The following is a 25,941-nucleotide window of genomic DNA, read 5'->3' on the forward strand; positions in this document are numbered from 1 at the left end:
AAAAACAAAAGCAGATACCCCCGTAAAGATAAAATGCTTTACGTAAAAGTATGAACGAAAACATAAAAGGGGGGAAATCCAATGAAAAACAAGAAAGTAATGAACGTATTATCATCAGCGTCTTTGGCACTAGCTATTTCTGCGGTGCCCTATTCTGCCTGGGCGGAAGATGATAACACCGTCACAGTGGACATGAGCGAGATTGAAAAAGAGATCGAAGCTGATGAAGATGTCGCTATTGTGGATGAAGAAGATCAAGTTAAAAATGAAGCGATGTATTTCGAGGGTGATCTATTTAATTTTCTTCATACACTCGTGAATCAGTTGCAATGGTCATTAGATTTGGATGATATGGAACAAGCCAATCTGTTTGTTGAATTTGCAGAAAAGCAAATTGAAAAAGCAGAAGAGCTTATTGAAGAAGGCAATGAAGAAGCAGCTGCTGAACTGTTGCAAAAAGCAGCTGAATTGATGGAAAAAGCAGAAGTGTTAATCGAGGAAGATACATACAACGAAGAGCAAGATGAAGACATGGAAGCTGATGAAAACGATACAGATAGCGAAGAAGAAGATTCAGAGGAAGAGAAATCCGATAGTGATGAAGAAAGTGAACAAGGTACTGAAGACGTAGAAGATGAAGAAAGTGAAGAAACATCTGAAGAGGAAAACGATGAGGAAGAAAAGCTGGAAGCTAAAATCGGTCAAAATGTGATCTCCTTGAAGCTTGCTTCTATGAAAGTGACAAATAAGCGTGCGAAATATGTGCTTGAACGTAATATGAACAAATCTTTAGAGAGACTGGAAGCTAAATATGGTGATATTACAGCTTTGAAAGAACAATTAGCCAGTCTCGACAACGAAACAGCAGCTAAGGAAACAGAGCAAGAAGAAACTGAACAGAAAGAAGACGTGATTGTAACCACTTCTGATGATTCAGGTGAAGATTCAGAAGAAAGTACTGAAGTTGTAAGCGAAGAAGACAGTCAAGGTGCAGCAATTGCTAAAAAAGCCAAAGAGGCAGCAAAGGCTAAAAAGCAGGAATCTAAAGCAAAGGCGGAGCAAGCCAAAGCAGAAGCTAAAGCAAAGAAGGATGCAGTAAAGGCGGAAGCTAAAGCAAAAGCTAAGGAAGCTGCTGATAAAGGTTCTGGAAAAAATAAAAATAACGACAAAGAAAAAGGACCAAAGAATTAATATTTTCATTTCATAAGATAAAATGAGTGAAGAGACTCATACAACTTGGACTGCCTGTAAGGACATGGGCAGTCCTTTTTAGTTGGGTATTTACCAATATTTACAAAATGATAGACGTTAAGTTCAGGTTTAACAAAGATTAAGACGGGGAATTGTATAGTAAATATTCAGAAAATTGTTGCAAAACACAACGATTTCCTGCATAATAGAAAAAAGTCTTTAGGGGGTAGGCCACATGAAAAAGCAAAAAATAAATTACGTGTTGCGAAGAAGCCCTGTTTTTGGAAATAAGACAATCACTGCTAAACGAGAATTATCCTTTGGTTTACAACTAGCCTCCAGATTAATCCTTGATGAATTAAGTTATGAGTTCAATAAACATAAATTGGATGAACAGATTAATGAGGCAATTGCAAATGAAGACCGGGATCGCTTTGATCGTTTAAGCAAACAGTATCAACCCTATACATGGGAGTAACTAAACATTTATCAGACCGGTTCACCATTACACAAGGTGGACCGGTCTTTTTGGTGTGTGGACTTATTTTAACCGAAGTAAATACAGAAACAAATGCTTCGATAGCGCTATTACTGAGAGATAAGCAAGGTGTACTGAAGGTGTTTTTTTACATAATACTTGTCAGTCTTATCTTTTTCCATGTTATAGTTGTTAGGAAGCTATTTTACGAAAGGATATTTTACATGAAGCACTTATACAACATTGTATTACTCTTTTTACTGTTGATAGCTGCCGGCTGCAGCGGCGTCACGAACGAGAATAATAGCGTTTCAACCTCCTCTGACAGTTCTTCCCAACAAGAAAATGCTGATCACGAGAAAGGTTCCGATGATAAAAAGGAAAATGGAAATAGTTCGGAACAGGTTGAACAAAAAGAGACGGATTCCTCACAAAAAGATTCTCCGAATGACGGTCAAACTGATGATAAAACGAAGGATAAAAAATCGGAATCTGCTTCCGGGGATGGATCTCAGTTGGTTACTGTGGAGGATCCTCACGCCATTACAGTAGTGGTCAATAAAAACCGAAAGCTGCCAAAAGGATTTGAACCTAAGGATTTGACTGTGCCTGAAGTTCCGTTCCCTTTTGATGAGTTCCACCAAAAGAAACAACTCCGCTTAGAAGCAGCTGAAGCCCTGGAAGAACTTTTTCGTGGTGCAAAGCAGGATGGAGTAGAGCTGGTAGCAGCTTCAGGTTATCGTTCCTACGACAGACAGAAACAGATCTACCAAAATAACGTTAGACAGAATGGGGAAGAACATGCTAATCAATTCTCCGCCAAACCTGGAACAAGTGAACATCAAACCGGATTGGCGATGGATGTTACCTCAGCGGCAGCTGCTTTCAAGCTACAGCAATCTTTCATTGAAACAGAAGAAGGTAAATGGCTTGAAGATCATGCCCACGAATATGGGTTCATCATCCGTTATCCCGAGGGTAAGTCTGATATCACAGGTTATGCCTATGAGCCATGGCATTTACGTTATGTCGGTAAAGAAACAGCCACTGAAATACATCAAGAGCAGGAAACCTTAGAAGAGTTCTTTGGGTTATATCCCTAAATAAAATACACCATCTGAATTCGGGCGGAAAGCTTCGAAGTCAGATGGTGTTTTTATTTGGGACCACTGTATTAAACGTTTTGTCCATAAGGGGTTTATTCAACTATAGGGCCGGATTATGGAAGACTCAGTTTCAAGGGAAAAGGGGTTCTTTACTAAAATAGAGTCAGGGGTGGCTTGGAAACTACTCGCTTTCCAGCTGCATCGCCTAGACACTCGCGACATAAGCAGTCCATCAACGGGAAGAAAGAACACTTCCCTTTTGCTGTTCTGCTTATGCGTGTCGTGTCTCCCAAGGCGATTACGCATTCGTTTCTTTCCTGTGGGGGGCCTGGCGAGCTTCCTCGGGCTATCGCCCTGTGGGATCTTGCCTAGCTCCTTCTCCCGCGGGAGTCTCGCAGTTTCTCAACCACCCCATCCGAAGGATGGGAGAAACGAACCCCTTCCATTCGTGAAGCTGGCTTCCATATTCACCGCAAAACAAGGCCCAATGATACAGGATCAAAGCCTTTTTGTAGCTATTAGTATGGTTTAATGCCTCTGCCTATCGAGATGTTTCCGTTAGTCATACAAACGCAAGGAGGGCCGGGAAATTGCGAGACTCCTATGGGAGGATAGGACATGGTGAGATCCCGCAAGGCGGAGCCTGAGGAAGCTCACCGTCCGCCCATGGAAAGCGAGTGATTTCCCGGACCTCCAAACCGTTACTATCGTAACGGAAACAATGTATCTTGAAACTGAGTCTTCAGCAATTGGGAGCTTATCTGTAAACTCAACAATGAGATTTAACAGAGCAAAATTTAAGGATCAGTAGCATATCCCGATCCTTTGCTGGATGAATTTATCCTGAGAAAACGCATCAAAAGCGAAGCGGGCGGTATCGCCAACGGTTATTTTTTTGCCGTTTTCCGGAAGATAGCTGCGTTCAAAGCGCACATCTCCCTGTATACCACCGTCAGGCAGGTATGTAGGACAGATGTATGTCCAGCCGAGTCCGCTTGCTTTCCATGCTTGATAAGCCTTTAAATGTTCCTCCGCAGCTGTCGTTGACTTACGCTTACTTTCAGGCGTTTCAAACCGATATTTTCCTGGCTGATAACGACTATCCAATATTCCGGCAGTCCCAATCATGACAGCCCTATTAACATTATACTTGTGCATGGATTCAATGATCAGTGGAGCGGAGGCAGATAAAGTATCGGTTTTATCGGTGCCAAGTGCGACAAATACAGCATCACACCCTTTGATGACGACTTCCACATCAGACGAGTTAGTTACATTTCCTTCAATCGATGCAACGCTTCTAAACGACGATAGGATAGTATTGGGATTTCGAACTAGCGCCTGGACTTCCCACCCTGCATCTTTTGCTAATCCAGTAAACACGGAGCCGACTCTTCCCGTCGCCCCGAACACAGCAATTTTCATTGTATTCCTCCTAAATTAATATAATCTTCAGAAAAAATATTCATTGTAATAGTAAAATTTTGCTATGCTTAGTATAACAAGTCTGATCTTGATGGGGGAAAGGTTATGAAAAAGAAACCGGTGTTAAGCTGGGTGTTCTATGATTTCGGAAACTCTGCCTTTGCTACAACCATGATGGCAGCCGTACTGCCTATATTTTATTATGATGTGGCAGCGGCCGGTTTGAAAGAGTCATTGGCCGCAAGTTACTGGGGCTATACGCAGTCCATTGCTGTATTGATTGTAGCTGTCCTTGCGCCTGTTCTCGGAGCGATCAGCGATTACTCGGCTGCGAAAAAGAAGTTTTTGATGTTTTTCGCATTCATGGGAATGCTCGCGAGTATCCTGATGGCTTTTGTCGGAGAGGGAGACTATCTTCTCGCTTCTATCCTGATGGTGTTCGGTACCATCGGTTTCTCAGGAGGTAATGTGTTCTATGATGCTTTTTTGCCCGAAGTAGCCGAGGAAAATACCATCGACAAAGTATCTGCCTGGGGCTTCGCCTTTGGATATATAGGGGGTGGGATGCTGCTGGCGGTCAATTTGCTGATGATTATGCAGCCAGCTTTATTCGGTATTGCGAATACATTAACAGCTACCAAACTTGCATTTGTGTCGGTCGGGGTATGGTGGCTGTTATTTTCCATTCCGTTATTCAAAAATATTTTTGAAGAGAAAAAAGTCAAACCGAAACGGACAAAGTCCTATGTTCGGATTGGCTTCAACCGTGTCGGGACTACATTTAAAGAAATCAAACAATACAAGCAGCTATTTTTATTCCTGGTTGCTTTTTGGCTGTTCAATGACGGAATTTCTACCATAATCAAAATGGCGACTGTTTATGGAAGGGATATTGGTATCGGGAGCAACGACTTGATCCTTGCGCTTTTGATCACACAGTTTGTGGGTATTCCTTTCACCTTTTTGTTCGGTTGGATTGCCGGTAAAATCACGGCTAAAAAGGCGCTTTCCTTGAGCCTGGTCATATACATCATAATCGTTATCATCGGATATTTTATGACATCGGCACTTCATTTTTACTTCCTGGCTACATGCGTCGGCATGGTACAGGGGGGAGCACAGTCATTGAGCAGATCGATCTTTGGCCGCATGGTGCCTGGAGACCGGCATGCTGAGTTTTTCGGTTTCTACGGAATTTCGTCTAAATTCGCTGCTATTTTTGGTCCGTTTTTATTTGCGATAGTCGGGCAATTGACGGGTTCAAGCCGGTTAGGGATCCTGGCGCTGATCGTATTTTTTGTTCTTGGTTTAGTATTGCTTCAAAAAGTGGATGTAGAGCAAGGGATGAAAGATGCGAAGGACCAGACACGATTGAATGATCAAGTACAAATACACACGTAATCAGGTATATGTAGAAAATAAAAATACATTCACCGGCAATTTATGTAAAAAGACTTGGGAGACCAAGTCTTTTTGGGGTGTTATACCATTGGTGCACTAAATTGGTTGGTCAGATTTTTATGGAGTGGTTCGCCGGTATCGTATGATATATCCGCCAGCTTACCTTTTATCTCTTCCAAGGTATTTTTTGAACCGTTTTGCCAATAGTTCAGCAGTAGCATAAGGATATCTTTTCCTTCATTGAATGCTTTTTCGTAAAGCTCATCAAACGATTGTTGTTTTTGTTCTCCGGTTGCCGGATGGCGCCATTTGTTCTTACCGGTATTCAAGAAATCTTCTGTTTCCTCGACCGGCCGGTGAGAATAAGAGGAAACAAGTGAACCTAACAGCTTATTTTTCCAGCCTGTCGGGTCATACAGTACGCGCATGGCTGTTTTCATGTCATGGTAAGACTGTTGGATGTAGTCATCAGGAAGGTGTGCAGTCATGTCGGCAAAGTAATGATTAATTGTAGAATCGAGGATGCGTACCAGCCCTTTATCGATCCTTTTTCCGACATCGATTTGTTTGTGGACTGGGTTGCGCCAGGTCTTCATATTTTGCTCCCGTTCTAATAAAAGTGTATCGATGATGACTTCTAATTTCTGGTGTTTATTCCCTTCGTATCCGGCATGGTAATGGATATAAGGGTGCGTGTTTCGATCCAGGATATGATGGGTCAGGAATCCGAAAATGTAAGCCTGAGAGGATGCCGGTGCCCCATTCCCTTGTTCGATAAGATCGAGGAGGAATTCCCCGCAATATTCAGTATGCAGCCGCATACCTACGTCTTCGACACCTTTACTTTCTAAAAAAGGCCAGAAGCGGTGATAAAAAAACGGATCCGGTCCCTGAGCCCCTATGTTGACATAGGCAGAAAGGATTTTAAGCCGTTCGGTATTCTCCAGGGTGTCCAGCAACGTTTGACTGAAATGGATATGGGTCCAGATATTAGGCATGGATAACCCTCCTATGTAAATCATATTTGTCATTATTATACAATAAAAAGAAGCCCTCCCACAGGGCTTCTTCAACCACTAATCCATTATTCTACCCACTGAAAAAAGATCGAGCAAGAAAATCAGCTACTAAACGTGTTTCGGTGTTCATCCCTCCTTCACGTTGTATGTAGTGCCTTCCTGCCTCCTTTCCGAGTTGTTACATATACCATACACTTATTTCTGAATAATGTAAATAGTCAGAAAGTTGGTATTTGTGTTAGAAGTTTTCTTCTTAATGATGAAGCGCCAGAATTTTTGTTATAATTGGACAGGAGTTTATTTTTCATAAGGCGAGGGAGGATACAACATGGACTATCGTATTGAAAAAGACACATTAGGTGAGATGAAAGTACCAAAAGAAAAATACTGGGCAGCACAAACGCAGCGAAGTAAAGAAAACTTCCCAATTGGCAATGAAAAAATGCCTGTGGAAGTGATTCATGGATTTGCCGTTCTGAAGAAAAGTGCGGCTCGAGCTAACCAGGAATTAGGACTTTTGGATCAAGAGAAAGCCGATGCTATCGGACATGCCGCAGATCGAATTGTAGCAGGTGAGCTGGAGGAACATTTCCCATTGGTTGTTTGGCAGACTGGAAGCGGTACGCAATCCAATATGAATGTCAACGAGGTCATCGCTTATGTTGGAAATGAATGGCTGAAGGAGCAGGGGACGGAAACAAGATTGCACCCGAATGATGATGTGAATAAATCCCAGAGCTCCAACGATACTTATCCGACAGCGTTGCATATCGCGGCTGTATTGAAAGTGGAAGAAACCGTATTGCCTTCCTTGAAGCAACTGAAAACAACATTAAAAGAAAAAATGGAAGCGTTTCAGGACATCGTAAAAATCGGTCGTACGCATCTTCAGGATGCGACACCATTGACGCTTGGCCAGGAGATCAGTGGCTGGCATCGTATGCTGGAAAAGACAGAAAGCATGCTGGAAGACAGCCTGCAATATGTAAAAGAACTGGCTATCGGTGGTACAGCAGTCGGAACAGGATTGAATGCTCATCCGGACTTTGCTGAAACGGTCGTGAAAAAAATCAACGAGGAGACAGGAAAAACATTCATTTCTGCTCCGAATAAATTCCATGCATTGACTTCTCATGATGAGTTGGTCCACGCTCACGGTGCATTGAAGGCTTTGGCAGCAGATGTAATGAAAATCGCTAACGATGTCAGATGGCTGGCAAGCGGGCCTCGCTGTGGTATTGGTGAAATCACAATCCCAGCCAATGAACCTGGAAGCTCGATCATGCCTGGTAAAGTCAACCCAACCCAAAGTGAAGCAGTCACCATGGTAGCAGCCCAAGTCATGGGGAATGATGCGACAATCGGCTTTGCAGCCAGTCAAGGAAACTTTGAATTGAATGTATTCAAACCGGTAATAGCATATAATTTCCTGCAGTCTGCTCAATTACTTGCTGACAGTATGGTATCGTTTGATGAACGCTGTGTCAGCGGTTTAGAGCCTGAACATGGCAAAATCGAGCAATATTTAAAAGATTCCTTGATGCTTGTTACTGCCTTGAATCCTCATATTGGTTATGAAAATGCCGCTAAAATTGCTAAAACAGCGTTCGAGAAGGATCAGACCTTGAAAGAAACTGCTGTCGAATTAGGCATTTTATCAGAGACGGAATTCGATGAATACGTCGATCCGAAAGCTATGACTAAACCGAACGCTAAGTAGTGGATTTTGTAGAAATTTACCAATAAATTTTTGTGATACTTCCTGAATTGTGGGTCAAACTACAATTACACAGGAGGTGAGACACAATGGCTCAAAACCAAAACCAATCTAATCAATTAGTAGTACCTGGTGCTCAACAAGCACTTGATCAAATGAAAATGGAGATTGCACAAGAATTTGGTGTGCAACTAGGCGCTGACACTACTTCCCGTGCTAACGGATCTGTAGGTGGAGAAATCACTAAGCGTCTTGTCCAAATGGCTGAATCTCAATTCGGCGGACAACAACCACGATAAATGAATGGTAAACAGGAGAAGCGGCTTACGCTTCTCCTTCCTTTTGTTTCATCATAATACTTAAATGGTAAATTGGGTAATGGGCCCTGTTCTTATAGAAATGACGAGGGGGATGGATATGCTGATTTGTCCGCTTTGCAATGGGTTAAAAGAGGTGGAAGATAGTTGTCCCGATTGTGCAAGTGAAATGGTCGATCACGGGAAAATAGTAGATTATCTGGACGACTACAGCCCGTACCTGGAAGTGATGATGACCAAGCTGGTGGATGGTGATTCGGACTCAGCCATGGCTCATCAATGTATCCATATTATTCAATGTGTGGATTGTGGAAAAATCATGACTAAAGAGATTCAGGAAGCACCATATTGAAAAAGTACTGCCACCTTAGTAAAGATGACAGTACTTTTATTTTTTATTGTGTCGGAAATTATAAAGTTTTCTTTTTGTGGGATAACTGTAAACAGTGAGCCACATCCAGCTCCAGCGCCTACCCCCTCGAGGTCTTAAGTCAAACCTCTTTGTGACAGAGAACGTCACGCCGAGGCTTGTCTTAAGCTAGTCGGGGGTGAGCAAGGCGCTTGCGCTTTTGCTCTTACTGAATACGTTCTTCTGTTTCCGCATCGAAGAAGTGTGCCTTGTTCATATCCATTGCCAGCTCGATATCTTCTCCACCATTGATATCTGTACGCGAATCAACACGGGCAATAAAGTCCTGATTATTCACCTTCGAGTAAAGGTAAGATTCAGAACCCATCAATTCTGCTACTTCGATATGGGCAGTGATTTTGCTTTCCGGGTTGGCATCAATAAACAAAGGCTCATCGTGGATGTCCTCGGGACGGACACCAAGGATGACTTCTTTATTCAAATAGTTCTGGGAGCGGAGCGGTTTCATTTTTCCTTCTGGAACTTTGATGTTGACGTTACCGATCTCGATATAGCCTTCTTTCAAGGTACCAGTCAGGAAGTTCATCGCTGGCGAACCGATGAATCCGCCGACAAAAACGTTATTCGGCTTATCATACACTTCTTTTGGTGCGCCCACCTGTTGGATATATCCATCTTTCATGACAACGAGACGTGTTGCCATTGTCATAGCTTCTGTCTGGTCATGGGTGACATAGATCGTAGTCGTCTGAAGACGCTGATGCAGTTTTTGGATTTCGGCACGCATTTGTACACGCAATTTCGCATCAAGGTTGGATAAAGGTTCGTCCATAAGGAATACTTTCGCATCACGTACAATCGCACGCCCTAATGCAACACGCTGACGCTGCCCGCCGGAAAGTGCTTTCGGCTTACGGTCCAGTAGTGCTTCCAATCCAAGAATTTTGGCTGCTTCCTGGACACGGCGGTCAATCTCTTTTTTATCCATTTTACGCAGTTTCAAGCCGAACGCCATATTATCATATACATTCATATGTGGATACAATGCGTAGTTCTGAAAGACCATTGCGATGTCCCTGTCTTTCGGGGCGACATCGTTCATACGTTTATCATCAATGTAAAAATCCCCGTCTGTGATTTCTTCCAGACCAGCGATCATACGAAGTGTTGTGGATTTCCCACACCCGGATGGCCCTACAAATACTACAAACTCTTTATCCGCTATATCCAAATTGAAATCTTCTACCGCTTTGACGTTTTTGTCGTATACTTTATCAATATGATGTAATTTAAGCTCTGCCATGGTAATTCCTCCCCAAAAATATGTAAGCGTTTTATTGACTATGTGTTTAGTCTACCTGAGCCTGGATATCCCGTAAATGGACAACGTGCACAAAGAAATGTTTTCTGGTTGTGCACGTTGTCCAGTTGCCTCGGGTATACATTTTTATTGTCATTTTAAGGAAGCCCGCGGCTGGGGGACTTAAGGGTTATTGATCGCTCCTGCTGTTTATTTTCATCTGCAAGAGTGCCAGGTAGGTGGGAAGGGCAAATTGGAATTGCCGGACATCAATTCCGGTTTTTTCAATGAATTTATCAATCCTGTACTGTAAACTGTTGCGGTGCATATATAATTTTTTGGCCGTCACGGTAGCATTGGAGTTGCATTCCAGGAATACCTGTACGGTATGCAAAAGATCCGGTTCATCAATCACGTTCTGCAGGGTTGCCTGAGTTACCCGTCTGGTCTGGTCGTCTGGGAGCTGTTCGAGATATACATAGGGAAGTACATCAATAAAATTGGTGACATCTTTCTTCAAATAATTTTGGGCGGTATAAAAGCATTGTTTGCTCCAGCTGAAATGGGAAGCTGCATCATCGATATCATCTACGAACTCACTGACATAAAAAGAAAGCTTTTTATAAAAATCACTCATGAACACATCGATGATTTGTTCAAATGAAAGTTTCTCGTCTTTCACGCTTTTCCTCTCTTCGATGATAAAGCCGGTTTGGTCATTTTCCCAGATGATAGGCATTTGCTCGGAAAACAACCCCTGAATCGCTTCCCGGAAGGTTTCAGGATCAGCACTACGATCCGGTAATTTGAAAAAAACAAATCGAAAGCTTATGGGAGGATGGTTTTGCTTCAAGCTTTCAGACTGAAGGTGGTAAATCAAGTCGATCCATTGTTGCTCCCGTTCAGTAATATATGGTGTGTCATAGTGATAGGGGGTGAGAAAGACCTCCAGCATGTCAGATTCACGGCTGGAAAGTTCACTTTTTTTAATCCCGATGATTTCCTCTGTATCTGTCTGGAACCATTTATATTCTTTAACATCCAGGTGCTTTTCACAAGGGAGTTGGACGAGAGAAGGGTATATCGATTTTATTTTTTCTATTATAATCATTTGTCTCTTCCTTTTTTATGAGTTATTCTTTATTATATCAATAGGAATACTTATACCAAACATAAGGGTTTATTTTTCAGGAGAAAATGATTATAATATACCTATAAGGGTACACTGAAAATAGGGAATACTTTTTTCATGATATAACCCTGGTGAAAGGGAGGGACAAGCATGGAAGAAATTAAAATGGACCAATATAATCAGGAAACGAAAAACCGTTTGAAACGTATAGAGGGTCAAATTCGCGGAGTATTGAAGATGATGGAAGAAGAAAAGGAATGTAAAGATGTCATCACTCAATTGTCTGCCGCCCGTTCTGCAATGGACCGTGCGATTGGGTATATCGTTGCAAAAAATCTTGAAACCTGTATCCGTACCAGTAACGAACAAGGCGATTCTGCCGAGCAGCTAATCAATGATGCTGTACAAATGATTGTTAAAAGCCGTTAAACATCACTATAGAAAAGTCCTTATAAAAAAAACGTACGTCAGCATCTCTGACGTACGTTTTTTTGTGCAAAACAAGACCTTGTGATTAAAGTATAAGATACACATTCGTCATAAGTACTTGGCAATAAGCCAAGTTATTTTAACATGTTCAGTCGTCCTTTTGCTGCGGTATTTCATGGACTTCTCCCAGCTGCTCTCTTCCATAAACAGATCGCTCCATCCCGCCGGCCATGCCTTCATTGATCATCCGGTCGACGTCCAGTTCAAGTTTTGCCTTGCCTTCTGTGGCATGGTGGCGTTTTTTCTTCTCCTTCATTGTTTCACCTCCCGGCATTATACACTTATTTTTTGCCGGTAATTTTTTTTCATGCGCGAAGAAATTAATCAGCCTCTCGATCCATCAAGTATTGTCCGTATCGATAGCTATACGAAAAATATTCGTTCATTTGTTCAGCCAGGGCAGGGTGATCGAATAAGAAAAATCCGGGCTTGGAATTAACTTCGAACAACCAGATTCCCTCATCTTCATCGATAGCGATATCAAGGCCTAATTCACCTAATTGATTGTCAAAGTGCTGGTCGATTTCCTTGCTGACCATAAGCGCTGTGTCTGTCAGCCGCTGTTTGATTTGGCGTGTACGAACCTCAGAAAAAATTTCTTCTAATACCTTGATAGTGCCTCCATGAATATGGTGGGTGGTAGGCTGGTTTTCATTTCCGACCCTGACACCGATCAGAGTGACTTTCCAGGTTCCTGTTTCATCTTTATTACTATGAACACGAAAATCCAATGGCTTTCCATCTATTTTAAGGAGGTATATTCTCGGTTGAACTAAATAACCGGAACTGCCTTCGGGAAAATAAGCTTGAAAATAACTATGGATATTCTCGAAGTGATGAGGATGACTGGCATCGGCTTCGAGAACATCGAGCGAACCATCTTCATTTTGTTTTACTCTCATCAGACCCTCGCCACGGCTGCCGTGGGCAGGCTTGATATACACAGCATTTTTTTGCAGCATATCACTGAGCATTTGTTTCGAAGGGTTGAAAATGGTCTGAGGGAGTAAATGATCGGTTTCATTACTTTCCATTACATATTTCAAAATGGTTGCTTTATTAAAGAAGCCAGGATTGAACACACGGGATTTTTCTCTTAATGTCCTCAGGGCCTGGGAAACCTTCGGGTGGTTTTCTGTTTTCCGGTTCGTAATACGGTTATAGATGATTTCCGGTAATGGCGATTCTATCTTCCGCCACACTTGTCTGTCGTAGACATAACCACTTATATAGGCCGGGAGTGTGGACAAATGCTGGCAGCCGAAAAAAACAGCCTGGTATCCGAGCTCCTGTCCTGTGGTACTGAAGCCCTCAAAATATTTTGTCCGCGGGCCGAGTAACTGACCTTCTATTTGAAAGCCAGCTGTAAATACGCCGAATGGAACAGTCAAACGTGCTTTATCAGCAGTAATATGGCACATCGCCATACGATGATCGGGCAGCTGTAATTGTTCTTTAGCTGCAGAAGAAATTAAAATGCGATTATCATTTTCCCGATGAGTCAAGCATCGGACCATACAGGATTTTTTTCCGAATGATAAGGAATCGACAGATTGGAATTCTTTTTCATAGGCTTTTGGGACGATCATTCTGGCATGTGATCCTGCGTAATAACGTATGGAAAAATACATGGACAGCCCTCCCCATCTTTCTATTTATATATGCACAGGCAATTCTTAGCATGACCGTTTCTCATTCCGGGAAAATGATATATACTGGTGACGAAGAATGGAAATGAGGTTGATGTCATGAACGTTGTTTTGTTAATACTGATGATGATGGCGATCGGTGCACTAATTGGAGGTCTTACCAACTCATTAGCGATAAAAATGTTATTCCGCCCATATAAAGCAAAATATATAGGCAAATACCGCCTGCCTTTTACTCCCGGATTGATACCGAAGCGGCAGCAGGAACTGGCCCGTCAGCTTGGCCGGATGGTTGTCCAGCATCTTTTGACCGCAGAGGGGATCCGCAAAAAACTGGAAGAGAGTGAGTTTCAAAGACAGATGACCCTTTGGGTGCAGGATGAAGTCAAACAGTTGCTCAAACAGGAAAAAAAGATTAACGAACTGCTGGACTCCTTTGAGGTTAATGCAGATGAGGGCAAGCTTCGCAGGAAAATTTCCTATTGGGTGGAAAATCAATATGAAGAGATGATGACCCAGTACCGTGCTGTTCCTGTCGAGGAACTGCTTCCGGAAAATTGGAAAAAGAAAGCGGATAAGGGAGTAGATAAGCTTGCAGCCAATATCCAGCTTAAGCTAAGCACCTATATCGACAGCCCGGAAGGCAAGCGGAAAATTTCGGAGTTGATTGAACATTATTTAACCGGCCAAGGGTTTCTCGGTAATATGATTTCTTCCTTCATAACACCGCAGGGACTTACAGATAAAGCCCATCCAGCCGTTCTGCAGTATGTGAGGGCTCCTGAAACGAAAGAATGGCTCGTAGAATTGATTGGAAAAGAAAAAGATTATTGGGTCCGTCAACCGGTAGGAACAATTGAAGAAAAAGTCGGGAAAAATGCTATTAAACGAACGTTAGGTACAACCGTAGCCAAAACTCTCCCGCTTGAAAACTGGCTGAATCGCACCGTAGCTGATTGGGTGAAGCCGATTCGCTCCAAAATCATCCAGGATGCAGTCCCGGTGCTGGTAGCGCAAGCAGGTACCCTGTTGGCGGATCGGATTGAGCCGATGATGAAAAAACTTCACCTGGCGGAAATTGTCCAGGATCAAGTCGAGGCTTTTTCTATTGGGAGATTAGAAGCGATGGTTCTGGATATTTCCAGACGAGAATTGAAAATGATTACCTATCTCGGAGCATTGCTTGGTGGATTAATCGGAATCATCCAGGGAGTAATCGTGTTAATTTTAGGATAATGGCTCTATTCCTATACACATCCGTTTACGTTTGTTATAGTGGGGAAGGAATCAAAGTAAGTGAATTACACAGGAGGTTTTTTAAACAATGGCAAATATCTATGATAACGCGTATGACTTGGAAAAAGCGATTCGTAATAGCGATGAATTCCAAGGATTGAAAGAAGCATACGAAGCAGTAATGGCTGACGAAGCAGCGAAGAAAATGTTCGATAACTTCCGTGAAACACAAATCAACTTGCAGCAAAAACAAATGCAAGGGGAAGAAATCACAGAAGAAGAAGTGCAGCAGGCACAGCAAGTCGTGCAGCTTGTGCAGCAGCATGAAGTGATTTCTAAACTTATGGAAAAAGAACAGCAGTTGAACACTGTAATCAACGACGTTAGCCGTATCATCACTAAGCCTCTAGAAGAGCTTTATGGTACACCAGAAGAACAATAATACAAAGGGTTTAAACCTTAGGAAAGTAGTTCAGTTTCGGAGTGCAAAAAACAATTTGCGCTCCCTGATTGAACTACTTTTTTTATTTAGACGTTAACAGATTGTGTTGTTGATGTTTCATAACAATCCTATTCAACATTTGTCGAAACTGGCAGGATTTTGTAAATGAGATAGCGAAAAAGACATGGAAGCGTTTTTATTAAAAGGGGGATCGCTATGAACTATTTTGAATTAGAGCATAAAGATAATATCATCGAGCTTAAGCTTGCGCGTGGAGAACGTTATAATGCCTTGCATGTAGAAATGCTGAAGGAATTTGTAACAGCGCTTGAGGAGGTAGAAGCATCCGATGCACAAATCGTCGTACTTTCCGGAAAAGGAGAAGGCTTTTGTGCCGGAGGCGATGTCACGATGATGACAGAAGTAAGTGATGAGGCCAAATTCAATGAAGTGATGGAGAATATCGAAACCATCGTAACGAAACTTTACACGATGCCAAAGGTAGTGATTTCTTCCGTTCATGGCCCGGCTGTCGGGTTAGGGTTGAGCATCGCCCTTGCGGCTGATTATGTCATTGCAGATCCTGAGGCTGGTTTCTCCATGAATTTCATCGGTATCGGACTTTTTCCAGATGGCGGCGGACACTTCTGGCTACAAGAACGACTTGGGACTCACCGTGCGAAGCAGTTTGCATGGAATGGTGAGGAGTTATACGCTAAAAAGGCTTATGATTATCATCTTGTCGACCAGGTAGCTGATGATAACGTACAAGCAGAAACAAAAGCGCTTGCTGAAGCGTGGAATCAGAGGCCGTTGCAGTCGATGATTGCGACGAAGCAGTTGTACCATCAATATGGCTTGGAGAAGTTGAAGAAATATCTTGAAGAAGAACGAAAAGCCCAGTGGAAACTGCGTCAGACGAGTGACCACCAGGAAGGTGTCAAAGCATTTATGGAAAAAAGGAAACCTGAGTTTATGGGAAAATAATAAGAAAAGTGCAAGCGCCCTGAAAGATACGACATGCATAAGCAAAACTGCTGGAGGAAGGCATCCTTCTCTTTCGCAAGACGGTGGTGCTAATGTGGCGAGTGTCTAGGCGTTGAAGCTGGCCAATATACAAGCACCTGGCCTATTAAAAAAGCAGGCTCAATTGCGGAAAAACGCATTGAGCCTGCTTTTGATTTTGTCTAGGAATTTATATAATTTTCTTTTTTGGATAACTTTAGATGGTTGGTCCCATCCAGCTCCAGCGCCTACCCCCTCGAGGTCTTAAGTCAATCCTCTCTGTGATTAGGAAAACTCGGCTTATCGCCAATGGTTTATGGCGAAAGCCTTAGTTTTACTTATACTTTAAACCTTTATGAAACTTAATTGGAATGAAAGTACAAAGAACGTCACGGCGAGGCTTGTCTTAAACTTGTCGGAGGCCTGCAGGATGCAGGTCAGTTCGACGTTGGCACAGGACGTGCCGTTTATAGTCGAACGTCCTTACTAACAAGGCGCTTGCGCTTTTGATTCACCTATGGAATAAAACCAGGTGGCCTTCTGGTGCGACACAGCGATGTGTATGTTCTTCGTAGCCATGTTCTTGTAATTTATTCTGGCCGATTTGTTTTGCATCGTTGTCATCGGCAGCTTCAAAGCTTTCATCCAATAGTTTCTCGCCATCTTTAGCAAAGACAGTCAGTGCGTAGGCTTTCATAGTTTAACCCCCTCCTAAAATTTTCCCACTTTCTACAATTAAAGATGAATAACAGAAAATCCTGCTTCCTGTCGGTTTATTTTTTATTTCCCCGAAAAATGTTCTTTTAAAATGAATAAGAATAAATGAAACTATTTGCCTAGTAGTCGCGTATAAAGGAGGAAGAGTAAAAGGGGGAGCGCTTATGACATTACAATTGCATCAAGTCACAAAACGGTTTGGCAATTCTTTGGCAGTCGATCATTTGTCACTTATCATACCAGAAAATGAGATGTTCGGATTTTTAGGCGGGAATGGTGCTGGCAAGACGACAACCTTTCGGATGATTCTTGGACTTCTTAATCCATCAGGCGGATCTATTTCCTGGAATGAGGAGACGATCAGTTATGAGAAAAGCCATCTGATTGGATATCTCCCGGAAGAGCGTGGATTGTACCCGAAATTGAAGGTGAAAGACCAGCTTGTCTATTTGGCCAGGTTGAGAGGAATGGATAAGAAATTTGCACTCACGCAGCTGGATGGGTGGCTGGAGCGATTTAATATACCGGAATATAAAGAGAAAAAGGTCGAGGAGTTGTCTAAAGGAAACCAGCAGAAGATCCAGTTCATTTCCGCTGTGATACATAAACCGGAACTGTTGATTTTAGATGAACCGTTTTCAGGGCTGGACCCGGTCAATGTCGAGCAATTGAAAAAGGCGGTCATCGATCTGAAAGAACAGGGAACCACCATCGTCTTTTCCTCCCACCGGATGGAGCATGTCGAGGAACTATGCGAGCACTTATGTATTTTACAAATAGGGCGTCCAGTAGTGCAGGGGAAACTAAAAGAAATCAAGCGGTCGTTCGGTAAGAAAAACTTGCGGATCCACGCAGATTTCGATGTTGCACATGTGAAAGAAGTACCCGGGGTAGTGAAATACAAGCACACGGGAGAAGGATGTGAGCTGCAAATTGAAAATGAGTCTGTAGCTCAACGTGTATTCGATACCTTACACGGAAAAGGGTTCGTCCGTCTGTTTGAGTTAGAAGAGCCGACCTTGAACGACATTTTTATCGAAAAAGCAGGTGCTTCTTATGAATAAATTCTGGATCATGTTATCTCATACGTATATGAATCGATTGAAATCAAAGTCGTTTCTTATTACTACTGGTGTGACGCTGTTGTTGATTATTGGTCTGGCCAACTTCCAGACAATCACAGAGAAGTTCACAGGTGGTGAAGAAGGAAATGGTAAAGAAGTCGCCGTTATAGGTGACACGGATAACTTGATTGCCCCGCTGCAGAATCAACTGGATAGGCAGGAGGGTTCCGTGAAGTTAACAGCATTTGAAGGCTCCAAACAAGAAGCAGAGCAGGCTGTCCAGGATGAAGTTTATCAGGCGTTTGTGGAACTTAAGGAAGAAAACGAAATACCGTCTGCCACGTTTTATGCCAATCAGATTGCCAACACGACGCTCAGCAATAAAATACGTGATGCCTTGCAGCAGTTGAAAGTAATGATAGCGGCAGACAAAGCTGACATCGAACCGGCCATTTTTCAACAGATTTCCTCTCCGGTCCATTTCGATACGATCGCCCTGGAGGAGAATGCCATGACTGAGGAAGAGTTGAGCGAAGCTCGCGGACTTGTCTATGTCATGCTATTTGTCATGTACTTTGCCGTGCTCATGTACGGAAACATGATAGCGATGGAAGTAGCCACGGAAAAGTCCAGCCGTGTTATGGAAATATTGATTTCAAGCGCTTCACCAGTTGCTCAGATGTTCGCTAAAATCATCGGAGTCGCATTACTGGGGTTGTCACAGCTTATATTATTCATGGTTGTCGGCTACCAGGCAGTAAAAATGAACCAGGATGCACTGACAGGTGGAATATTTGAATATTTCGGGCTGGATAATTTGAAGATCAGTTTATTTGTCTACTTGGTTGTATTTTTCATTCTCGGCTATCTACTATATGCAACACTTGCAGCCATGTTGGGATCGCTGGTCAGCAGGATTGAGGATGCGCAGCAGCTGATCGCACCAATGACCCTGGTGATTGTCGCAGCTTTCATGATTGCCATGTTTGGTCTGAATGCCCCTGATTCCGGTTTTGTCACAGTAACCTCCTATATCCCTTTCTTTACACCGATGCTGATGTTTTTACGGGTTGGGATGCTGGACATTCCTTTTTGGGAAGTCGGTTTATCTATCGGGATTTTGATTTTAACTATTATAATATTGGCAATTATCGGGGCGCGGATATACAGCGGTGGTGTACTCATGTATGGAAAATCATCGTCACTCAAAGATATAAAAGCAGCTATGCAGCTATCCAAAAAAGAATAGAATACAATACAACATAACCGCAAGCATTGGCGTAGCAGCTGCTTGCGGTTATCATGCTCATTCTCCCATGTTTTTTTTGCCATATTGCATATTGGTCGTCTGATGTTCAGGTTCGTCGACAAACGGATCGACAGGGCCCTGGTTTTTCTTCCCTTTGACGCTCGCGGCGCTTTTTGCGCGTTCGGATGGGTTTTTCTTTTGTTTTGGCATCGTTCAAACACCTCCTCAGACTTAGCATTTCCTATCCTTCAGAAAAATTCCTATCGAACGTGCATTCGTTTTTTTGCTTTGCTACAATGAAAGGAAACAAGGAGAAGGGGATGAGCGTATGACCGGCCAAATCAAATTCCTCCATTGTGCCGATTTGCATATCGACAGTCCATTTAAGGGGATTGGGGAACTTCCATCCATGATAGAGCAGCAAATAAAAGATAGTACGTTTACCGCCTTGCATTCTCTGGCAGAGCAGGCCATTGTCCATCAGGTAGACTTTGTCGTGATAGCAGGAGACTTATTCGATCATGAAGTAAGAAGCCTTAAGGCACAAATCAGGCTGCGTGATGCTTTTCAAAAGCTTGACGAGCATGGTATCGAAGTTTACGTAAGCCATGGAAATCATGATTATTTATCAGCAGATTTTCATCCGGTTGAATATCCGGAGAATGTCCATCTGTTCACGGAGCCTCATGTCACCAATCATGTTTATTATAAAAATGGCGAGGCGGCCGCTGTTATTTACGGATTCAGTTATCATCACCGGGCCGTGAAGGATAGAAAAGCTGCAGAGTATAAACGTATAAAGGAAGGAAAATATCATATCGCGATGCTGCACGGTAGTATCGAAACCAATACCGACCATGATGTATATGCTCCCTTCCGTCTGAGGGAGCTTCAAGAGCAGGATATGGATTACTGGGCCCTCGGGCATATTCATAAGCGTGAAGTTTTGACGGAATCACCCTGGATCGTTTATCCAGGTAATATTCAGGGACGTTCCATCAAAGAGAATGGCGAAAAAGGGTGTTACTTAGTGGAAATGGACCCTGCAAGCACATCATTGACGTTCCTCCCTTTACATACGTTCCAATTTCAAAGGTATACACTTGAAACCACAGCAGCCAGTTTCGATGAGCTGGAAAGGTTTCTTGCAATGAAAAAAGAACAATGGCGTCATCACGGACCGGTCATTATTTATCTTCACCTTACCTGCGGGGAGGAACTGGCCGCCCTCAGGCATAATAGCAGGGACATCACGGCATTGCTGGAATGGCTTAATGAGCAGGAACAGGCAGAAAGACATTGGGTATGGATCCGTGATATCACATTTGATGCCACTCCTGCCTGGAATGAGGAAGAATTGAGGTGCGAAAAACATTTTGTCGGGGAGGTACTAAGACAATATGAAGCTTCAGGAGATATGGAAGCCTGGCTGGAACCCTTATACCGCCACCGAACCGCCAGAAAATACCTTGAGCAGCTGTCAGATGATGATAAAGAGCAAGTATGGAAAGAAGCGAAAGATTTAGTATTGAGGGAATTGCTGAAATGAGAGGGGAGGGAAAGCTGTGAAGATAACCTATTTACATATCTATGGTTTTGGAAAATGGCAGCATTTGGAGCTTCATCTCGAGAATGGTAATTTTCCGGTGATGGTTGGAGATAATGAGGCGGGAAAATCGACACTGCGTAAGTTTCTGTTATTTATGCTGTTTGGCTTGCCACCGAAACAGCGGGAATATTACCAGCCCAAAACAGGTGGCCCGATCGGCGGAAGAATAGCACTACTCTTAGAAGAAGGAGAAAAAGTGATGGTTGAGCGTGTCCATGATCGTCATAATGGTGCTGCCGTCTGTCGGATGTCGAATGGGGAAGTGAAGGATGAGAGCTTCTTACAGTCATTGATAGGGATGGAACGTGGTTCTTACGAAGCGATATTTTCCTTTGAAGCGAGTGACCTTACCGATATTCATCATATAGAAAAGCAGGATTTGGGAGAGACGTTGCTTAATGTCGGTTTGACTGGCTCGACACAAATCAATGAGACCGAAAAGAAACTGGAACAGAAGTTGGCAGAACGTTTTAAACCACACGGTAAGAAACCTGCCATCAATCGCCGGCTCGAGAAGATCGACAAGTCAGCCAAACAGTTACGAGAAATGGAGCAGGAAGAAGCCTCTTACCAGCAGCTGAAGGAAGAACAGCGAGAATTAAAAGCGAAGATGGAGGAGCTGCGGAAAGAGAAAACTTCGATTCAGGAAGTGTTATTCCGGCAGCAGCGTTTGCTTCAAGTGAAGGGCTTAGTGACATCCTACCACCAGCACGCTAATGCAGCGGAAGTATATCCGGAAAATTTTCCAATCGAAGGGAAGGAAAGGCTGACGGCTATAAAAGAACAGCTGCTTCCTTTGGAGAGCGAACGGCAATTAATCATAGAGTCGCTACATGAAACAGAGCAGAAGCTTGATGAACTTCAATCCCGACAGCTTCCGGAAGAATCACGCTTAAAACTGGATGAATTAATAGAAAAAATGCCTCCAGTAGAGGACCTGATGCGGAACAATGAAAGTCTCAAGAGTCGTGTTCGGCAAATAGAGACAAGAATTGACCATGGATTAGAAGATTTAGCAATCGATCTAACTATGGACGAATTGGAGGCTTATGACTTTCCGTTTTATTTAGAAGAGGAGTGGAACCAGGCAGCTAAGCAGGAAGAGAGCCTGGAGCAGGAGGAAGAACGTCTCATCACAAAGGAAAGCCGGCTGACAGCAGAGGAAACACATGCGAAGCAGCGTCATACAGCACTTGAAGAAGCGCTGCTACCGGAGCAGGTGTACAGGGATTACACCGGGGATTTGGAAGCATATGAACAAAGGCAGCGTTATGAAGGTCAGGATGACAGTGATATTTTATCTGCGATAATGGAAAATCGCAGCCAGCAGGCAAAAAAGATGTTTGTACTGACAATAGGCTTGTCTGCTGCAGGGATATTAGCAGCATGGCTGTTATCATCGGTCCCCATTGCTATTTTCGCAGGATTGATGCTTCTTGGCGGTTTTTATATTTATAAGCAGTCATCTGGTGACATACCTGAATCGGGAAAAAATCCTGCCGGAAGCCTTCTTTCACACGAACAATATCAGAGCGTGAGAAATAAGGTTGATCGCCACGAAGAAGCTTTATATCAGTTGAAGCACCTGAATGAGGAACTCCAGCGTCTTGCTGTGGAGAGAATGAAAACAGAGGAACAAAAACAGGCGTTCACCTCCAGGAGAGAACGATTGGACTGGATGCTGGAGGAACATCGTAGGAATTATCCATTTTTAAAGGACATGGAATCCGGTCATTGGTTTAAACTTTACCATGCTCTCAAGCCGTTAAAAGAAAAATACAGAGAGTATCAGGAAGCTGTAAAGGAAATGGATGCAGTTGAGCAGGAATTGCATTCGTATGGCAATCAAGTCGAGAGGTTTTTAACAGAAATAGGATGGGAATGGAAAGGTAATCAGATTTCTGCCCAATTATCTGAGTTGTCTTATATAAGTGATCAAAGTAAAGAAATCATAACGAATCTACGCCAGTATGAGAAACAAAAGGAAGAGCTGGAGGATAGGTTGAAGCGTGTTGACACACGTATGATTCCTTATCAGAGGGAACGACAAATCCTGTTGGAGCAAGGGGGAGTGGAAACAGAGCAGGAATTCCTCCAACTCGATCACTTTGTGGCAAAAGCAAGAGACCACTCTCAAAAGCAGAAAGAATTGCAGCGACAGTTGTCTGCCACGTTAAAGCAGGAGGATGTACAGGAATATCACGTGTTTGAAGCTGTTCCTGATTATCAGCAGCTGGAAAGGGATACAATAGAGCAACAAAAGATGCAGGAAGCACTGGAAGCAGAACAGGAAGGTGTGCGGCAGCAGCTGGCTGATATTCATAGCAGGCTTGCACAATTAGAAGATGCCGAACAATTTTCCCATAAACGCTACCGGTTACAGGCAGAGCGTGATGAACTGCATGAGGAAGCAAGGGAATGGGCCGTACTTCAGACGGCTTATCAGTTGCTATCAAGAACAAAAGAAATATACCAGCATTCATATCTGCCAGAGGTATTGAATCGTGCAACCGGATGGTTTGATAAGCTGACTAATGGACAATACAAACGGGTTTATTTTCATCCCGAAGAAGGAAAGCTTCAAATTGAAGCTGCATCTGGATGGAAATTTGATGCTTCCGAACTTTCCCGGGGAACAGCAGACCAACTATATATCGCCCTTCGCCTTTCATTGAGTGCGGTTCTCTCCCGAAAGGAACGGCTTCCGTTTTTCATCGATGATGCTTTTGTGCACTTTGACCATACACGGACAAGTGTCATGATGGAAATACTGGATGAAATGTCAAAGCAACATCAGGTTTTCTTATTTACTACCAGAAAAGAATTAGCTGAGGGAACGAATGAAAGTCGTGCAATTAAATTGGAAGACCAAATAGCAGGAGAATTCGCTTAATAAAAATATTAATGGTAAAATGTGTTCAGATTATAGGGTCAGATTGTGATGGATAATGGAGGGTTTTCCTTTGGCAAAAAAAGATCAACAAACAGAATGGAGTAAATATGAAGAAACCCTGGAAAAATTCATCCAGGTTATCGCGAAAAACATGAGTCTTTATGGGGTCACACCATCAATTGGCCGCTTATATGGTGTCCTTTATTTTGCGGAGGATCCGATGACCCTGGATGAGATGAGGGATGCGCTCGAGATGAGTAAGACAAGTATGTCTACCGGCGTCCGGGCGTTGTCAGATATGAAGATGGTAGAACCTGCGTTTAAACGGGGTGTGCGTAAGGACTTATATAAATCAGAAGAAGATTGGTATAAATCATTCACCACCCTATTCGGTAGCCGTTGGCGGCATCATACAGAGACTAATATTGAGGAAGCGGAAGAAACGATCGATAAACTGGAGAAGATTGCCGGTGCCGCAGAGGATGAGCAGCTGAAAGAAAAAATTCAATCGGATATTGAGCGCCTTCGTTATGCGCAAAATTATTATCGCTGGCTGATGAAATTCATACGTGTCGTGGAATCAGGGGAAATTTTCCAGTACGTGCCGAAAGTCGATCAGTCAGAAGAATATTGATTACGAAAAATATAATTCAACGATATAACGCGAGGATTACAGATAGTATGATCATAGTTTAATTTACAGAGGCTTTTTCATATAAAGGTAGTCGTAAATATAAGGTATGATCCCTTTTTTGTTGGAAACTGGGGAGGAGATTCGATGAAAAAAGGAATTGCCTATTATAGTGTAGGGGATGGTTTTGACAGCTTCATGATGATCAAGTCTGCCAGCAAAGGGGTGGCAAGTAATGGCAAGCCATTTCTTACGTTGATGTTGAAAGATGCCACTGGGGAGATCGAGTCCAAGCTTTGGGAAGCCACGCCAGAAGATGAGGCATTATTCCAGGCAGAGGAACTGGTAAAACTAAGTGGAGAAGTAACAAGTTTCCGCGGACGACAGCAACTGAAAATCCAGTCGATCCGCCCCATTCAGGCAACAGATGGGGTAAAGCCGGAAGACTTTGTAGAAAAAGCACCGGTCAAAAAAGAAGAATTGATGGAGCGCATAACGGAAGCGATTTTTGAAATGAAAAATCCTAATATTCAGCGGCTGGTTAGATATTTTGTCCAAAAGTATCAGGAAGCATTATTGACTTATCCTGCTGCAACTAAAAATCACCATGCTTATGTGTCTGGATTGGCGCATCATATCGTATCGATGTTGAATCTCGCTCGCCAGTTGAAGGAGCTTTACCCTTCCTTGAATAAAGATTTGTTATACGCGGGAGTTATTCTTCACGATTTAGGGAAATTGAAAGAACTGTCAGGTGCTGCAGCTCCTAATTATACGATAGAAGGGAAACTGATTGGCCATATTCCTATGATGGTCCAGGAAATCGGCCAGGCTGCAGAAGAGTTGAAGATTAATGGCGAGGAAGTCACGGTCGTGCAGCACCTTGTCCTTTCCCATCATGGAAAAAGCGAATGGGGAAGCCCAAAACCGCCGCTTGTCCGGGAAGCGGAAGTGCTTCATTTGATTGATTTAATGGATGCCAAAATGAATATGCTGGACCGTGCCCTGGATAAAGTAGAGCCTGGAGAATTTACCGAACGGTTATTTTCGATGGAACAGCGGAACTTTTATAAACCATTATTTGAAGATAATTAACCCATTGGCATATCCGTCCGCTTGTCCGCATAAATATAGAACAAAGCCGACAGGGAGGATCATGCCATGTTATTCGGAATTCCAATTTGGGTATTCTTTTGCATCCTGTTCATCTTTCTCAGCGGGTATATGGCTTATAAGGCGATGCGTGCTGAGCAAAAACTCGAGCGTCAGTTCATTGAACGCGAAGGCCAGGTCTATATCAGGCGGATGGAAGAAGAGAAGGAGCAAAGAAAGCATAAGAAGTCAGTTGCTTCAGGTTAATATAATGTTATTTCCTCCTAATGATGATGCTGTCTGCAAAAGCGAATTTTTTGCAGACAGCTTTTTTTTACCACTGACCAGCGGATCTCTCAGATAAAGCAGAGAAACGCCACCTTAGAAAAAGAAAAGTTCAGAGCATTAG

General features: G+C 43.1%; 26 protein-coding genes. 18 read left to right on the plus strand and 8 right to left on the minus strand.

Annotated features, from left to right (window positions below; genetic code table 11):
• Positions 1-81: 81 nt before the first annotated feature.
• From P855_RS21445 to P855_RS0101485, 3 genes are all read left to right on the plus strand, one after another.
• Positions 82-1,191, plus strand: a complete 1,110-nt coding sequence (locus P855_RS21445) for a DUF5667 domain-containing protein (RefSeq protein ID WP_028781931.1) — start codon at positions 82-84, stop codon at positions 1,189-1,191.
• A 235-nt stretch (positions 1,192-1,426) separates the two neighbouring features.
• Positions 1,427-1,669 carry an IDEAL domain-containing protein gene (locus P855_RS0101480; protein ID WP_028781932.1) on the plus strand — a complete coding sequence of 81 codons (243 nt, stop codon included), beginning with the start codon at positions 1,427-1,429 and terminating at the stop codon, positions 1,667-1,669.
• Positions 1,670-1,893: 224 nt separating this feature from the next.
• On the plus strand, positions 1,894-2,772 hold the full coding sequence (locus P855_RS0101485; RefSeq protein ID WP_028781933.1) for a M15 family metallopeptidase: 879 nt from the start codon (positions 1,894-1,896) through the stop codon (positions 2,770-2,772).
• Between the two features lie 807 nt (positions 2,773-3,579).
• Here P855_RS0101485 and P855_RS0101490 read toward each other — a convergent pair.
• The gene (locus P855_RS0101490) at positions 3,580-4,200 is read right to left on the minus strand and encodes an NAD(P)-dependent oxidoreductase (protein ID WP_028781934.1); all 621 of its coding nucleotides are present in this window, start codon (positions 4,198-4,200) and stop codon (positions 3,580-3,582) included.
• Positions 4,201-4,305: 105 nt separating this feature from the next.
• Between P855_RS0101490 and P855_RS0101495 the strand changes: the two genes are divergently transcribed.
• On the plus strand, positions 4,306-5,601 hold the full coding sequence (locus tag P855_RS0101495) for an MFS transporter (protein ID WP_028781935.1): 1,296 nt from the start codon (positions 4,306-4,308) through the stop codon (positions 5,599-5,601).
• An 80-nt stretch (positions 5,602-5,681) separates the two neighbouring features.
• On the opposite strand, the gene P855_RS0101500 is transcribed toward P855_RS0101495, so the two are convergent.
• Positions 5,682-6,599, minus strand: coding sequence for a zinc dependent phospholipase C family protein (locus P855_RS0101500; RefSeq protein ID WP_028781936.1), 918 nt, complete (start codon positions 6,597-6,599; stop codon positions 5,682-5,684).
• A gap of 349 nt (positions 6,600-6,948) precedes the next feature.
• Here P855_RS0101500 and fumC point away from each other — a divergent pair, with 349 nt between their 5' ends.
• The 3 genes from fumC (at position 6,949) to P855_RS0101515 (ending at position 9,006) form a co-directional block, all read left to right on the plus strand.
• The gene (gene fumC / locus P855_RS0101505; RefSeq protein ID WP_028781937.1) at positions 6,949-8,340 is read left to right on the plus strand and encodes a class II fumarate hydratase; all 1,392 of its coding nucleotides are present in this window, start codon (positions 6,949-6,951) and stop codon (positions 8,338-8,340) included.
• 86 nt (positions 8,341-8,426) lie between these two features.
• The gene (locus tag P855_RS0101510) at positions 8,427-8,636 is read left to right on the plus strand and encodes an alpha/beta-type small acid-soluble spore protein (protein WP_028781938.1); all 210 of its coding nucleotides are present in this window, start codon (positions 8,427-8,429) and stop codon (positions 8,634-8,636) included.
• A gap of 118 nt (positions 8,637-8,754) precedes the next feature.
• Positions 8,755-9,006 carry a hypothetical protein gene (locus P855_RS0101515; RefSeq protein ID WP_028781939.1) on the plus strand — a complete coding sequence of 84 codons (252 nt, stop codon included), beginning with the start codon at positions 8,755-8,757 and terminating at the stop codon, positions 9,004-9,006.
• Positions 9,007-9,229: 223 nt separating this feature from the next.
• Here the strand turns inward: P855_RS0101515 and P855_RS0101520 are convergent, their stop codons facing one another.
• On the minus strand, positions 9,230-10,327 hold the full coding sequence (locus tag P855_RS0101520; RefSeq protein ID WP_028781940.1) for an ABC transporter ATP-binding protein: 1,098 nt from the start codon (positions 10,325-10,327) through the stop codon (positions 9,230-9,232).
• A 187-nt stretch (positions 10,328-10,514) separates the two neighbouring features.
• Positions 10,515-11,435: a PucR family transcriptional regulator gene (locus P855_RS0101525; RefSeq protein WP_051353038.1), complete on the minus strand. Its 921-nt coding sequence runs from the start codon at positions 11,433-11,435 to the stop codon at positions 10,515-10,517.
• A 171-nt stretch (positions 11,436-11,606) separates the two neighbouring features.
• Here P855_RS0101525 and P855_RS0101530 point away from each other — a divergent pair, with 171 nt between their 5' ends.
• Positions 11,607-11,885: a metal-sensitive transcriptional regulator gene (locus tag P855_RS0101530; RefSeq protein ID WP_028781942.1), complete on the plus strand. Its 279-nt coding sequence runs from the start codon at positions 11,607-11,609 to the stop codon at positions 11,883-11,885.
• Positions 11,886-12,033: 148 nt separating this feature from the next.
• Here P855_RS0101530 and P855_RS22345 read toward each other — a convergent pair whose 3' ends face one another.
• Both P855_RS22345 and P855_RS0101540 read right to left on the minus strand, forming a co-directional pair.
• A complete protein-coding gene (locus P855_RS22345; protein WP_200865935.1) occupies positions 12,034-12,201 on the minus strand; it encodes a hypothetical protein in 168 nt (55 codons plus the stop codon).
• Between the two features lie 64 nt (positions 12,202-12,265).
• Positions 12,266-13,576, minus strand: coding sequence for a YheC/YheD family protein (locus P855_RS0101540; protein ID WP_028781943.1), 1,311 nt, complete (start codon positions 13,574-13,576; stop codon positions 12,266-12,268).
• Positions 13,577-13,693: 117 nt separating this feature from the next.
• Here P855_RS0101540 and P855_RS0101545 point away from each other — a divergent pair, with 117 nt between their 5' ends.
• From P855_RS0101545 to P855_RS0101555, 3 genes are all read left to right on the plus strand, one after another.
• Positions 13,694-14,830: a DUF445 domain-containing protein gene (locus P855_RS0101545; protein WP_028781944.1), complete on the plus strand. Its 1,137-nt coding sequence runs from the start codon at positions 13,694-13,696 to the stop codon at positions 14,828-14,830.
• 88 nt (positions 14,831-14,918) lie between these two features.
• A complete protein-coding gene (locus tag P855_RS0101550) occupies positions 14,919-15,272 on the plus strand; it encodes a YlbF family regulator (RefSeq protein ID WP_028781945.1) in 354 nt (117 codons plus the stop codon).
• A gap of 216 nt (positions 15,273-15,488) precedes the next feature.
• A complete protein-coding gene (locus P855_RS0101555; protein ID WP_028781946.1) occupies positions 15,489-16,259 on the plus strand; it encodes an enoyl-CoA hydratase in 771 nt (256 codons plus the stop codon).
• A gap of 529 nt (positions 16,260-16,788) precedes the next feature.
• Here the strand turns inward: P855_RS0101555 and P855_RS0101560 are convergent.
• Positions 16,789-16,974, minus strand: coding sequence for a YhzD family protein (locus tag P855_RS0101560; protein WP_028781947.1), 186 nt, complete (start codon positions 16,972-16,974; stop codon positions 16,789-16,791).
• A gap of 184 nt (positions 16,975-17,158) precedes the next feature.
• On the opposite strand from P855_RS0101560, the gene P855_RS0101565 reads away from it, so the two are divergent.
• Positions 17,159-18,058 carry an ABC transporter ATP-binding protein gene (locus P855_RS0101565; RefSeq protein ID WP_028781948.1) on the plus strand — a complete coding sequence of 300 codons (900 nt, stop codon included), beginning with the start codon at positions 17,159-17,161 and terminating at the stop codon, positions 18,056-18,058.
• The gene (locus P855_RS0101570; protein ID WP_028781949.1) at positions 18,051-19,307 is read left to right on the plus strand and encodes an ABC transporter permease; all 1,257 of its coding nucleotides are present in this window, start codon (positions 18,051-18,053) and stop codon (positions 19,305-19,307) included. The genes P855_RS0101565 and P855_RS0101570 overlap by 8 nt, the downstream gene beginning before the upstream one ends.
• Before the next feature lie 57 nt (positions 19,308-19,364).
• Here P855_RS0101570 and P855_RS21980 read toward each other — a convergent pair whose 3' ends face one another.
• Positions 19,365-19,517, minus strand: a complete 153-nt coding sequence (locus tag P855_RS21980) for a YuzL family protein (protein ID WP_139823792.1) — start codon at positions 19,515-19,517, stop codon at positions 19,365-19,367.
• A gap of 118 nt (positions 19,518-19,635) precedes the next feature.
• On the opposite strand from P855_RS21980, the gene P855_RS0101580 reads away from it, so the two are divergent.
• From P855_RS0101580 to P855_RS0101600, 5 genes are all read left to right on the plus strand, one after another.
• On the plus strand, positions 19,636-20,856 hold the full coding sequence (locus P855_RS0101580; RefSeq protein WP_028781950.1) for a metallophosphoesterase family protein: 1,221 nt from the start codon (positions 19,636-19,638) through the stop codon (positions 20,854-20,856).
• 16 nt (positions 20,857-20,872) lie between these two features.
• Positions 20,873-23,809: an ATP-binding protein gene (locus P855_RS0101585; RefSeq protein ID WP_028781951.1), complete on the plus strand. Its 2,937-nt coding sequence runs from the start codon at positions 20,873-20,875 to the stop codon at positions 23,807-23,809.
• 70 nt (positions 23,810-23,879) lie between these two features.
• Positions 23,880-24,443, plus strand: coding sequence for a GbsR/MarR family transcriptional regulator (locus tag P855_RS0101590; protein WP_028781952.1), 564 nt, complete (start codon positions 23,880-23,882; stop codon positions 24,441-24,443).
• A gap of 144 nt (positions 24,444-24,587) precedes the next feature.
• Positions 24,588-25,535 (plus strand): 3'-5' exoribonuclease YhaM, encoded by a 948-nt coding sequence (gene yhaM, locus P855_RS0101595; RefSeq protein ID WP_028781953.1) that lies wholly within the window; start codon positions 24,588-24,590, stop codon positions 25,533-25,535.
• A gap of 66 nt (positions 25,536-25,601) precedes the next feature.
• Positions 25,602-25,799, plus strand: a complete 198-nt coding sequence (locus tag P855_RS0101600; RefSeq protein WP_028781954.1) for a sporulation YhaL family protein — start codon at positions 25,602-25,604, stop codon at positions 25,797-25,799.
• Positions 25,800-25,941 lie beyond the last annotated feature (142 nt).

Origin of the sequence: Thalassobacillus devorans MSP14, from assembly GCF_000496835.1 — a bacterium.
GTDB classification, from domain to species: Bacteria; Bacillota; Bacilli; order Bacillales; family Halobacillaceae; genus Thalassobacillus; species Thalassobacillus devorans_B.